4 protein-coding genes, 2 tRNA genes and 4 rRNA genes are annotated in these 13,344 nt (G+C 56.9%); all 10 read right to left on the bottom strand.

The genetic code is table 11. The features are described from left to right. Position 1: 1 nt before the first annotated feature. Positions 2-1,999, bottom strand: a complete 1,998-nt coding sequence (gene pgaB, locus J3P85_RS00415; RefSeq protein ID WP_434704508.1) for a poly-beta-1,6-N-acetyl-D-glucosamine N-deacetylase PgaB — start codon at positions 1,997-1,999, stop codon at positions 2-4. A gap of 12 nt (positions 2,000-2,011) precedes the next feature. Then, a complete protein-coding gene (gene pgaA, locus J3P85_RS00410; protein WP_434704507.1) occupies positions 2,012-4,492 on the bottom strand; it encodes a poly-beta-1,6 N-acetyl-D-glucosamine export porin PgaA in 2,481 nt (826 codons plus the stop codon). A 244-nt stretch (positions 4,493-4,736) separates the two neighbouring features. After that, on the bottom strand, positions 4,737-6,242 hold the full coding sequence (locus tag J3P85_RS00405; protein WP_250965505.1) for a YdgA family protein: 1,506 nt from the start codon (positions 6,240-6,242) through the stop codon (positions 4,737-4,739). Positions 6,243-6,399: 157 nt separating this feature from the next. Next, positions 6,400-7,035: an NADH:ubiquinone oxidoreductase subunit N gene (locus J3P85_RS00400; protein WP_434704506.1), complete on the bottom strand. Its 636-nt coding sequence runs from the start codon at positions 7,033-7,035 to the stop codon at positions 6,400-6,402. Between the two features lie 177 nt (positions 7,036-7,212). Next, positions 7,213-7,328, bottom strand: a 5S ribosomal RNA gene (gene rrf / locus J3P85_RS00395). 106 nt (positions 7,329-7,434) lie between these two features. Further along, positions 7,435-7,550 (bottom strand): 5S ribosomal RNA (gene rrf / locus J3P85_RS00390). Positions 7,551-7,707: 157 nt separating this feature from the next. Continuing rightward, positions 7,708-10,599: ribosomal RNA gene (locus J3P85_RS00385) — 23S ribosomal RNA — on the bottom strand. 246 nt (positions 10,600-10,845) lie between these two features. Further along, positions 10,846-10,921 (bottom strand) — tRNA-Ala (locus J3P85_RS00380). A 30-nt stretch (positions 10,922-10,951) separates the two neighbouring features. Then, positions 10,952-11,028 (bottom strand) — tRNA-Ile (locus J3P85_RS00375). A 160-nt stretch (positions 11,029-11,188) separates the two neighbouring features. Then, positions 11,189-12,725: ribosomal RNA gene (locus J3P85_RS00370) — 16S ribosomal RNA — on the bottom strand. Together the 16S, 23S and 5S rRNA genes with 2 tRNA genes alongside form the textbook arrangement of a ribosomal RNA operon. Between the last annotated feature and the right edge of the window lie 619 nt (positions 12,726-13,344).

Genomic DNA, 13,344 nt, shown 5'->3' with positions numbered 1-13,344 from the left:
GTCAAGGATTCCACTTGTTGGAGAGCGCCGGCCGCACGGTTTTCACGGCAGGCTGGTCTTCGATGAAGTTGTCCGGGTAGTAGCCGAAACTGGTTACGCCTTTGCGCTTGAGACGCCCCATCCAGTCGGCCAGTTGTTTGCCGTCGATGTCGCTGACCGGCTTGCTGTGCCAGTCACGGGCCTGCAATTCGAACACCGTGCGCTTGAGCGCGCCGGGGCGAGCCTTGACGGTGTCCACCAGGCGCTCGAGCCAGGGGCCGGATTGCTCGGGGGTCTGCTTTTCCATCAGCGGCATGGCCATCGGTGCCGTCCAGTCGTAGGCGCCGAGGAAGTCGTCGAGGTTGTGGGCAAACCAGGCTTCGCTTTCCGGGTTGAGCATCGGTTCGGCAAAGATGTTGCGCGCCGTCAGGATCTGCGGGCCGCGAATCGCCCGCACCTTGGCGGTCAGCTCATGGGTGAAGTCGATCAGGTAGCGGCTCTTGAAGCGGGTCCAGCGCTGCATCGCCGCAGGATCGTCCCGCAGGGCGGCGATGGACGTCGGCAAGCCGTTGGCGGCATAGACTTTCAGGGCCGCGGGGCTGGCATCCTCGAAATCGGAGAACACCGCGTCGTCATGGTACAGAACGCCATCCAACGAGCTCATCCGCGCCAGATCCTGATAGATCTCGCCGACGACCTGGCGCACCTTCGGATCAAATGGCGACAGGCGCACGTATTGGTCCGGGGCGACGCCGATCTTGCCGGTTTCCGGGTCCCAGCGCTGGACCCGTGGCAGTTTCGCGTCCAGGGCGAAACTGAGCACCGGCATCCAGGCATAGACCTGGGCATTGGCCCGGGTACGCAACTGCCAGGCAACCCGGTCAAACAGGTCAGCGCGTACCGGCAGGTGACGGTTGGGGAAGTACAACGAATGCACGAGGCCGTCGCCTTTCGGATCGGCGAAGGCTTGGAGAAATACGGTATTGGCGCCCAGGTCGGAAATGCGCTGGACCAGCTTGCCGACGTTGGCTTCCTGCTGCACCGGGTCCGCGTCATAGACGTAATCCAGGTCGACATGCACCACGCGCATCGGGTCCATCGTCTGCACGGATACGATGCTTTCGGCGAAATGAGCGCCATCGGGATCGGACGCCACCAGGAAGCGTGGGCCACTCATCAGGTTATCCAGGCTGTCGAGGCCGTCCTCCAAGGTCAGGGCCATTTGATAACCCTCGCTGCCAATCACCTGCAATGCCGTGCCGTCGGCTTCACCGTAAGGCCAGACCCAGACGCGCGGGCTGTAGCCGGTGACCTTGCGGATCTTCTCGGATATGGCCGCCACGTCCTTGCGCAGGCGGGCCTGGAAATCGGCCTCGGTCTCATAGCGACCGGTGGCGGGGTCGTAGCGCCGGGTGGTCGCGGCGGGTTGCTGGTTACCCTGCGGGTTGGCGAGGATGCCCTTGTGATTGGCGTCGGTGTGGGCGGCGACTTCCACCAGGCCCGATTTGGACACCTCGCGGATCTGCTCCCAGGTCAGGAACTCGGAACGCTTGCGCGGCACGCCGGCGAAATCCACCGTTTGGTTCAGCGGCGTATCCACCCAACTGCCGACCGGGGCGAGAATCGCCGGCCAGTTATAGGCACGCAGGATAGGCATGACACGGGTATAGAAGCTCGAATAGCCGTCGTCGAAACTCAGCAGCACCGCACGCGGCGGCAGTTCCGGGCCGCCATTGCGGGCGGTGATGATCTGGTCCACCGTGACCGGCTGGTAGTTGTTTTCTCGCAGCCACGCCAGCTGTTCGATCAAGCGTTCGGTGCGCACGGCCACCAGTGCCTGGTCCGGGTCTCGGTCATCGACATCGTGGTACGCGATGCCGAGCACATGGTTCTTCGGCCACGGGGCGTCATTGGCCGCCAGCGGACGCTGCGAAGGTGGCGCGAAGGCCGGGGCTTGCTGGGCACAAGCGCTGATCAGCAAAGCCCCCAGCAGAAGGATGAATCGCGAAATGACAGGCATCTTCAAACTCTTCTAGAAGCGATAGGTGAGGTCGACAAGCAGGCGCAGATCGCTTTCACGATCGCCGTCGTAGGGGCGGTTGAGCCAGCTCAGCGCGGCACCGGTTTCCAGTACGTCGTTCCAGATGAAACGCTGACCGTAGCTGAGCAATCCCATGGCCCCCGTGCCGTAGTCGCGCTGGCTGTAGGTACCCGCGCCGGCCTGGAATTGCTGGCTCCACGTGGTTTCGTAGCGGCGGTACAACACGTGGTTGGCGCTCACGGTCGGCATGACGCTGAAATCCGATTCCGGATTGAAATAAGGCACTTCGTTGGAGCCGCTGTTGCGGCTGGCGCCCACTTCCAGGCCCAGTTCCACCTGCAGGCGCGGCGCGCTGTAGATGCCCTCGCGACCCGTCAGCAGGGCTTCGAGGCGGTTGTTGCCGTCGCTGAAATGGGACGGGCTGACAGCCAGCCGCCACTCACGGCTTTCATGGGCACGCCACCGGACGAAGCCGCTCCCGCCATTGGCGCGAATACCGCTGTTGAGGGCCCGCAGCGGGGTATTGGCAGAGAGATAATCCAAACTGCCGCCGTACTGCCAGTGATCGTCGACATCCCGAGCCACCGCCACACGCGCGCCCTGCTTGTCACCGGAACCATAAGAGTGATTGGACACCTCGGCCTCCAGCGTCATGTCGCGGGTGCGACGTTCCACACCCAGGCGCTGCCAACGGTGATGGCCGGTGCCTTCCTCGAAATCACCGGTGGCGTAACCGGCACCGCCGAACAACCGCCAGTCTTCATCCATGGGCGGGCTGTAGAGCAGCGTTTCGATGCCAAAGTCCCGGCTGCCTGTGACAGCACCGGCGTCACCGCTACCACCGCCATAGCTCTTGCCGGTATAGGCCTCGATGCGCAGCTCGGCCATGTCGTGGACCTCACGCTGGCGTTGCAGGCGTTTGACGTGGGCATTTTCCGGGTAGCGGGCGATCACGTCGTCGGTCAGCGCATCCATCTGCCGCCATTCCTGCAAATCCATGGCGGCACGCGCCTGGGCGACTTCCAGATCACGGTTGCGCGGGATCGTCGCCTCGACTTCCTTGAGCAGGCTTTCCGAACGGCGCGGCCAGTCACGGGCCTGGTACAGATCGGCCTGGGCCAGGCGCATACCCGTGTTCCCGGGACCTTGATTGACCAGGGTTTCCAGGCGGGCTTCGGCAGAAGGCAGGTCGGCGCCGTAGGTGCCGGCCTGGGCAGCGAGTTGCTGGGCGTCCATCCATTCATCGTTGGGGTTACCGATCGGCAGACCCTTGAGCTCGACGCGTGGACGCTGGGCTTTCGCCATGTCTTCGGCCAGGGCACGGGCCTCTTCGGACTTTTCACTTTCCAACAACGCGTAGTAGAGCGCGGTGCTGTCTTCAAAGCGCTCCGCAGGATCGGCATCCGGCGCGATCAGGACCCAGCGGTACAGGTCGACGGCGATCTCCGGCTCTCGCTGTTCCAGATAAGAAGAAGCCACCCAGCGCAGGGCATAGGTAGGAATGCTCACACCCTCGGCGAGCAACTTCTGATATTCGGCAATCACTTCGGCCCGACGGGCACGGGCATTGAGGGCGCCCATGCGATCGATGCGCCAACGGAGCACGTCGTCTTTGGCTTCGGCTACCGGAGTCCATGTGGCGAGCAACTTGTCGTAGTCGGCCAGGGCGCGGTCGGCAATGACGAAGCGCTCCTGTTCGCTGCGGCTGGCCATGTCCGCCAGGCGCACCCGTTCGGCCGCGACGTCACCCTCCAGGCGCCGCTGCACGCCACGGTCGATCAACCCCGGCTGTAGACGCGCCAGGCGCAGCGCCGGCTCCGGCAGCCGCGCGCGTTGCAGGGCGTAGATGTATTCGCGTGCCACCTCTGGGCTGTTGCCGGCGCGGGTGAAGGCCTGGTCGTATTCAAACAGCGCTTCGTGGGGGCTGTCGGCGCGGGTCAAGGCATAACCCAGGGCCAGCCGACGCATCGGATCTGTTGGCTTGGCAGCCACCAGGGCCTTGGCGCGCGTGACAGCTTCGTCGGGCCGGCCTGCATCGGCCTGGGTCAAGGCCAGGCCAAGTTGCAAATCAGGATTCTGAGGGTCGATCACCAAGGCCTGGCGGTACAGCTCGGCCGCCGAATCCCAGCGCTTGAGGTTGCGATAGGCACGCGCCGTTGCAGTCAACGCCTGAACGGGCAGCGTTCGATAACGGCCCTGGGCCTCATAGACTTTCACCACCTCGGCGTCGAGACCGGCCCAACTGGCGATTTGCAGGTGGTCACTGATCTGCGCGGCGCTGGCCCGGTCGGCCGGCACCTGGCGCAGCGCGCTCAGTGCAGGCGTGTAATGGCCCGCACGGGCATCGAGCACCATTTGGTCATAGGCGGTATCGGCAAGCACCAGCATCGGCAAGCACAATTGGCTGCACAGCGCGACGCGAAACAACGGGCGCAAACCACGATGAATAAAAGGACCCACAGTACGCGGCATTCGTCAGCATCCTTACATGGCCAGCCGGGTCGCAGTGCCCCCTTGCCCATCAAACAGGAAGCCGGATCAAGGAATCCAGCCAAGCTCTAATGGGCCTAGTCTTGCACTCCCGGACGGGGCATATTCAGGAACGCCACAATTCTTCAGAATCGATACAGATTTCGGCGCAGGGCTGATCGGTGGCCATAAAAAAACCCGGCCTATGCGTCATGCAAAGGCCGGGCTTGGGGTATTGCTCGAATGCTTACTGGAGGGCGACGCCACCACCCAGCTTGCTCATCACGAATGCCGTGAATTGCTCAACGGTCATTTTCTGGCCGTTGAAGTCGACCTGATTGTTGGCATAGTGCAGCTTGGTGACCACATCATTGCCTTCAAGGGTCGCCAGCTGAGTACCCACTGCCATCGCACTGAACATGTCGCTGGTGGCGGTGGCTTGATCGGCGATCAGCTTGGCATCCGTCTGGCCTTCCATCTGTGCCTGCACGGTCATCAGGTCCACCAGCATCGGCTTGGAAACCTTGAGATTGAAATCCAGCAGGGCGAGCAACTGACGGCCCAATTCATCCGGTGGCAAGTCCATGGACTGTGGCTTGGCCAGATCAACGATCAGGCTGGCACGGCTTTCACCGTTGGCGGTGTTGAACGACAGGTTTTCCAAGGCCACTTGCGGAGCACCGGCCAGGAGTTTTTCCAGGTCGGCCTTGACCTGGGCTTCCTCGGCTTCGGTCAGGCTCAACTCTGGCGCTGGCTCACCGGCCGCCGCAGCCTCGGCAGCGGCTTTTTCGTAGGGTTGCAGCTTGGTTTGGTAAATCTGCATCAGCGACATGGTGGCCGGGATGTCCAGGTTCTTCAGGCTGACCGCCATCTGCGCCGAACCAATGGTCTTGTCGTTGAACGACAACTCACCGATCTTGTAATCGGCACGCCCCGAAGCGCTGGTGCCGTTCTCGCTGCTGCTGTTCTTCATTTCGAAGTTCTTCAGGCCCAGCACCGACTTCGGCTCGCCAAAGGTGGCCTTGGTGCTGCTCATCAGCAGGGTGTTGTCACCCATGTAGTAACCGTAGGTACTTTTGCTCAGGTTACTGGCCAATGTCAGGCCGTTCAGCTCGACCTGCACAGGTGTCTGGTCTTCGGCGACGGTGGTCAACTTGAAGCTGTCCATGTAGCCGTCAGCCTTGACCTTCTGTCCCTGGGCGCTGGCGGCCACGTCGATCTTCAGGCCGGAGAAGGTGAGCTGGGATTGCTCATCCAGCTTCGTCTCCAATGGCAGCAGCTCGTAGGTGCCGTTGATGGACTCGTCGTAACCCAGGTTGACCACGCCTTTAAGCGGGGACTGGTCCTTGGTGGCAGCGAACCACTTGTCTGTCAGTGGATTGCGCTCGAGCGCGGTATGACTGGTGGCCATGACCGGCAGCCACTTGAGCGTAATCAAACGCGAGAATGGCAGTGGGCCGTGCTCGATCCGGTCGACGAAGAGCAGCTCGACCGACTCGCCACCGAATATCTCGCCTTCGCCTTTGAGGCGGTAGTGGGCGGTGCTGCTGAATGTGCCACGGTCCATGGAAACCAGCTCCAGGGCGGCAGTGCTGTTGGATCCGGACAAGGCTGTTTGCATCTGCTTATTGCTATCGGCAATAGCATTTTTCAACACGCCTTCGAGTTTGGTTCCGGTGTACCAGGCGCCACCCGCGCTGATAGCTCCGACAGCCACAACGATTCCCAGAAGTACGCTTGCTGATTTATTCATGAGTGACCCGATCGATATCCATGGTTGAAGAAAGCCGTCGTCTTCCCTGACCCGCGAAGGGTGTGGCTCGACGCCGTAAAGAGGAGGGGAGATTACCATCAGGCACCCTTGCGGGCCCAATGTTTATAGGGGTAAAAACGTTTTCTTGAGAGGTGGTCTACGAATATTGGACTTCGATCTCGTCGAGCTGATGATCGAAAGTCTTGAGTCGGGCCGTCCAGGTGTACACCAGCACTTCAAAATCGCGATTGATCACCGCCGCACCCGATGACTCTGCGCGTGAATCGCAAAAGTCCAGTTGATAGCGCTCCCGGGCCATGGCGTTAGCCACGTCACACAATTCACGGGCGTTGTTGAGCCAATGCCAGCCTTCTTGGGTGACTTGCTTGTCCAGGGCTGCGCATTGGGTTTTCAGGGCCTCCAGGCTTTTCTCCAGCGGGGTGCCGGTGAGCTCGCCCATGACTTCCTGGAAGGTGCGGCCTGGCTGCCAATAGCTGCCCCAGAAATAGCGGTCAAACACCGTTTCGACACGGCGCAGCGCCACTTTGGTGTCCCAAATCAGCACCAGGGTCTTGCCTTGCTCGAGGTGTTTTTTCTTGATGCGTTGGCCCTGAAGCGATGCCCAGGCCACAACTGCAATGGATATCACGCCAATCAACGCCGCTGCGCTATCGAGGAACAAGAGCGCCTTGTCGATCTGATGGGTGAGCATGACGCCATAGAAATAAGTGGCTGACAGCAGCAGCAATGCCGCAGTCGCACACCAAAAGCCGGGAGCATAAGGGTTTTTCATTATTGGAATCCCCATGACCAGTGACCGTCGCGGGCTTTTGGGTCGCCAAAGCCCGACTACAACAGCATAGCAACGGCATTGGGGGTTTGCCGGGGCATCAGAGGCTCGATCCGATTACCGGCCCAAAAACGACAAAACCCCTGTCTGCATCAGCAGACAGGGGTTCTGGGAATTCAATCTTGACGATGACCTACTCTCACATGGGGAAACCCCACACTACCATCGGCGATGCATCGTTTCACTGCTGAGTTCGGGATGGGATCAGGTGGTTCCAATGCTCTATGGTCGTCAAGAAATTCGGTGTCCAACCCGTTCAACAGCAACGTGTCGGTAAAATCGATGACTTTTACTAAAACAAAACCCCTACCTGCATCAGCAGATAGGGGTTTCGGAATTTAATCTTGACGATGACCTACTCTCACATGGGGAAACCCCACACTACCATCGGCGATGCATCGTTTCACTGCTGAGTTCGGGATGGGATCAGGTGGTTCCAATGCTCTATGGTCGTCAAGAAATTCGGGTACTGAGTCGTGGCCTGATGGCCGCGCTTCAGCAAATTGGGTATGTGACAGCTTTTGGTGTTTTGTGAGATTCGAACTTTCGGTTCGTTTCGTCTTCACACACCGCAATCTGGTGCTCTTTCGAGTCAGCAAATTGCTTGGGTGTTATATGGTCAAGCCTCACGGGCAATTAGTACAGGTTAGCTCAACGCCTCACAGCGCTTACACACCCTGCCTATCAACGTCGTAGTCTTCGACGGCCCTTCAGGGGACTCAAGGTCCCAGTGAGATCTCATCTTGAGGCAAGTTTCCCGCTTAGATGCTTTCAGCGGTTATCTTTCCCGAACATAGCTACCCGGCAATGCCACTGGCGTGACAACCGGAACACCAGAGGTTCGTCCACTCCGGTCCTCTCGTACTAGGAGCAGCCCCTCTCAAATCTCAAACGTCCACGGCAGATAGGGACCGAACTGTCTCACGACGTTCTAAACCCAGCTCGCGTACCACTTTAAATGGCGAACAGCCATACCCTTGGGACCGGCTTCAGCCCCAGGATGTGATGAGCCGACATCGAGGTGCCAAACACCGCCGTCGATATGAACTCTTGGGCGGTATCAGCCTGTTATCCCCGGAGTACCTTTTATCCGTTGAGCGATGGCCCTTCCATACAGAACCACCGGATCACTAAGACCTACTTTCGTACCTGCTCGACGTGTCTGTCTCGCAGTCAAGCGCGCTTTTGCCTTTATACTCTACGACCGATTTCCGACCGGTCTGAGCGCACCTTCGTACTCCTCCGTTACTCTTTAGGAGGAGACCGCCCCAGTCAAACTACCCACCATACACTGTCCTCGATCCGGATAACGGACCTGAGTTAGAACCTCAAAGTTGCCAGGGTGGTATTTCAAGGATGGCTCCACGCAGACTGGCGTCCACGCTTCAAAGCCTCCCACCTATCCTACACAAGCAAATTCAAAGTCCAGTGCAAAGCTATAGTAAAGGTTCACGGGGTCTTTCCGTCTAGCCGCGGATACACTGCATCTTCACAGCGATTTCAATTTCACTGAGTCTCGGGTGGAGACAGCGCCGCCATCGTTACGCCATTCGTGCAGGTCGGAACTTACCCGACAAGGAATTTCGCTACCTTAGGACCGTTATAGTTACGGCCGCCGTTTACCGGGGCTTCGATCAAGAGCTTCGCGTTAGCTAACCCCATCAATTAACCTTCCGGCACCGGGCAGGCGTCACACCCTATACGTCCACTTTCGTGTTTGCAGAGTGCTGTGTTTTTAATAAACAGTCGCAGCGGCCTGGTATCTTCGACCGGCGTGGGCTTACGCAGCAAGTGCTTCACCCTCACCGGCGCACCTTCTCCCGAAGTTACGGTGCCATTTTGCCTAGTTCCTTCACCCGAGTTCTCTCAAGCGCCTTGGTATTCTCTACCCAACCACCTGTGTCGGTTTGGGGTACGGTTCCTGGTTACCTGAAGCTTAGAAGCTTTTCTTGGAAGCATGGCATCAACCACTTCGTCACCCAAAGGGTAACTCGTCATCAGCTCTCGGCCTTAAGATCCCGGATTTACCTAAGATCTCAGCCTACCACCTTAAACTTGGACAACCAACGCCAAGCTGGCCTAGCCTTCTCCGTCCCTCCATCGCAATAACCAGAAGTACAGGAATATTAACCTGTTTTCCATCGACTACGCTTTTCAGCCTCGCCTTAGGGACCGACTAACCCTGCGTCGATTAACGTTGCGCAGGAAACCTTGGTCTTTCGGCGTGGGTGTTTTTCACACCCATTGTCGTTACTCATGTCAGCATTCGCACTTCTGATACCTCCAGCAAGCTTCTCAACTCACCTTCACAGGCTTACAGAACGCTCCTCTACCGCATCACTTACGTGATACCCGTAGCTTCGGTGTATGGTTTGAGCCCCGTTACATCTTCCGCGCAGGCCGACTCGACTAGTGAGCTATTACGCTTTCTTTAAAGGGTGGCTGCTTCTAAGCCAACCTCCTAGCTGTCTAAGCCTTCCCACATCGTTTCCCACTTAACCATAACTTTGGGACCTTAGCTGACGGTCTGGGTTGTTTCCCTTTTCACGACGGACGTTAGCACCCGCCGTGTGTCTCCCATGCTCGGCACTTGTAGGTATTCGGAGTTTGCATCGGTTTGGTAAGTCGGGATGACCCCCTAGCCGAAACAGTGCTCTACCCCCTACAGTGATACATGAGGCGCTACCTAAATAGCTTTCGAGGAGAACCAGCTATCTCCGAGCTTGATTAGCCTTTCACTCCGATCCACAGGTCATCCGCTAACTTTTCAACGGTAGTCGGTTCGGTCCTCCAGTTAGTGTTACCCAACCTTCAACCTGCCCATGGATAGATCGCCCGGTTTCGGGTCTATTCCCAGCGACTAGACGCCCTATTAAGACTCGCTTTCGCTACGCCTCCCCTATTCGGTTAAGCTCGCCACTGAAAATAAGTCGCTGACCCATTATACAAAAGGTACGCAGTCACCCAACAAAGTGGGCTCCCACTGCTTGTACGCATACGGTTTCAGGATCTATTTCACTCCCCTCTCCGGGGTTCTTTTCGCCTTTCCCTCACGGTACTAGTTCACTATCGGTCAGTCAGTAGTATTTAGCCTTGGAGGATGGTCCCCCCATATTCAGACAAAGTTTCTCGTGCTCCGTCCTACTCGATTTCACTTCTAAGATCCTTTCGCGTACAGGGCTATCACCCACTATGGCCGCACTTTCCAGAGCGTTCCGCTAAAATCAAAGAAGCTTAAGGGCTAGTCCCCGTTCGCTCGCCACTACTAAGGGAATCTCGGTTGATTTCTTTTCCTCAGGGTACTTAGATGTTTCAGTTCCCCTGGTTCGCCTCTTGCACCTATGTATTCAGTACAAGATAACCATCTTATGATGGCTGGGTTCCCCCATTCAGACATCTCCGGATCAAAGTCTGTTTGCCGACTCCCCGAAGCTTTTCGCAGGCTACCACGTCTTTCATCGCCTCTGACTGCCAAGGCATCCACCGTATGCGCTTCTTCACTTGACCATATAACCCCAAGCAATCTGGTTATACTGTGAAGACGACATTCGCCGAAAATTCGAATTTCTCAATTAAGAGAACTCACAAATTTTACCTTAGCCTGATCCGTTACCAGTGAAAGTAACGTTCAGTCTATCTTTCTATCACATACCCAAATTTTTAAAGAACGAACTAGTCAAAGACTAGAAATCAACATTCACCATCAAACCGATGGAATGCTCATTTCTAAGCTTTATACAATCGAAGCAGTAGTGGTGGAGCCAAGCGGGATCGAACCGCTGACCTCCTGCGTGCAAGGCAGGCGCTCTCCCAGCTGAGCTATGGCCCCGTATTTCTACAGGCGTTTCCCACACAAAATTGGTGGGTCTGGGCAGATTCGAACTGCCGACCTCACCCTTATCAGGGGTGCGCTCTAACCAACTGAGCTACAGACCCAATTTCGAGCTACTAAGGCCGACCTCACCCTGCTCTTTACCACAGAGCATGGGGTGCGCTCTAACCAACCAAGCTACAACCCTTTTGGCTGCTTCTTTCGTCTTCTTCAATGAATCAAGCAATTCGTGTGGGAGCTCATGGAGCAGCTGCGGTCGTCGATTAAGGAGGTGATCCAGCCGCAGGTTCCCCTACGGCTACCTTGTTACGACTTCACCCCAGTCATGAATCACACCGTGGTAACCGTCCTCCCGAAGGTTAGACTAGCTACTTCTGGTGCAACCCACTCCCATGGTGTGACGGGCGGTGTGTACAAGGCCCGGGAACGTATTCACCGCGACATTCTGATTCGCGATTACTAGCGATTCCGACTTCACGCAGTCGAGTTGCAGACTGCGATCCGGACTACGATCGGTTTTGTGGGATTAGCTCCACCTCGCGGCTTGGCAACCCTCTGTACCGACCATTGTAGCACGTGTGTAGCCCAGGCCGTAAGGGCCATGATGACTTGACGTCATCCCCACCTTCCTCCGGTTTGTCACCGGCAGTCTCCTTAGAGTGCCCACCATTACGTGCTGGTAACTAAGGACAAGGGTTGCGCTCGTTACGGGACTTAACCCAACATCTCACGACACGAGCTGACGACAGCCATGCAGCACCTGTCTCAATGTTCCCGAAGGCACCAATCCATCTCTGGAAAGTTCATTGGATGTCAAGGCCTGGTAAGGTTCTTCGCGTTGCTTCGAATTAAACCACATGCTCCACCGCTTGTGCGGGCCCCCGTCAATTCATTTGAGTTTTAACCTTGCGGCCGTACTCCCCAGGCGGTCAACTTAATGCGTTAGCTGCGCCACTAAGAGCTCAAGGCTCCCAACGGCTAGTTGACATCGTTTACGGCGTGGACTACCAGGGTATCTAATCCTGTTTGCTCCCCACGCTTTCGCACCTCAGTGTCAGTATCAGTCCAGGTGGTCGCCTTCGCCACTGGTGTTCCTTCCTATATCTACGCATTTCACCGCTACACAGGAAATTCCACCACCCTCTACCATACTCTAGCTCGACAGTTTTGAATGCAGTTCCCAGGTTGAGCCCGGGGCTTTCACATCCAACTTAACGAACCACCTACGCGCGCTTTACGCCCAGTAATTCCGATTAACGCTTGCACCCTCTGTATTACCGCGGCTGCTGGCACAGAGTTAGCCGGTGCTTATTCTGTCGGTAACGTCAAAACACTAACGTATTAGGTTAATGCCCTTCCTCCCAACTTAAAGTGCTTTACAATCCGAAGACCTTCTTCACACACGCGGCATGGCTGGATCAGGCTTTCGCCCATTGTCCAATATTCCCCACTGCTGCCTCCCGTAGGAGTCTGGACCGTGTCTCAGTTCCAGTGTGACTGATCATCCTCTCAGACCAGTTACGGATCGTCGCCTTGGTGAGCCATTACCCCACCAACTAGCTAATCCGACCTAGGCTCATCTGATAGCGCAAGGCCCGAAGGTCCCCTGCTTTCTCCCGTAGGACGTATGCGGTATTAGCGTCCGTTTCCGAGCGTTATCCCCCACTACCAGGCAGATTCCTAGGCATTACTCACCCGTCCGCCGCTCTCAAGAGGTGCAAGCACCTCTCTACCGCTCGACTTGCATGTGTTAGGCCTGCCGCCAGCGTTCAATCTGAGCCATGATCAAACTCTTCAGTTCAAACATCTTTGGGTTTTGAGAAAACCCTAAACTTGGCTCAGCAATCGTTGGTTACATCTTTGATTTCTCGCGGAGTAACTTGTGATGCTGATAATCTGTTGACTAGCAGTCTGACTCCACAAGCACCCACACGAATTGCTTGATTCAGTTGTTAAAGAGCGGTTGGCCGAGTCTTTCGTCTCAACCGAGGCGCGCATTCTACAGCGCCCCGTGTATCTGTCAAGCGGTTATTTTAAGAAGTTTTCAAAGTTTCGCTTCGGAAACATCAACAACTTCAACCACTTGCGCTTCCGATCTCTCGTTAGCGGGAGGCGAATTCTACAGCGTTACTCGCTGCTGTCAACACCTCTTTTTCACCGCTTTCGACCGAGAAGATCGAACCGCCGATAGAGCCAAACAACACCGCTCTACCTGCTCCTTCCGGGCTTCGACGAACTGAAGCCCAACACCTTCGAAACCTACTTAACTCCTTGAATCTCAAGGAGTTTTCCGTTTCGACTGCGCCGGAAGTGGGGCGAATTATAGACTTCCAGAATCTGCCGTCAACCCTTAATTTCGCTTTTCTATCAATAAGTTGCGCAGCACCGGAAATCGCCTTTTAAAAACCCCTCTATATAGA

Source organism: Pseudomonas sp. Z1-12, from assembly GCF_051132015.1.
Lineage (GTDB): Bacteria > Pseudomonadota > Gammaproteobacteria > Pseudomonadales > Pseudomonadaceae > Aquipseudomonas > Aquipseudomonas zanjanensis.
The sequence above is the reverse complement of the archived record's forward strand: the minus strand, read 5'-3'. Positions and strand labels throughout refer to the sequence as shown.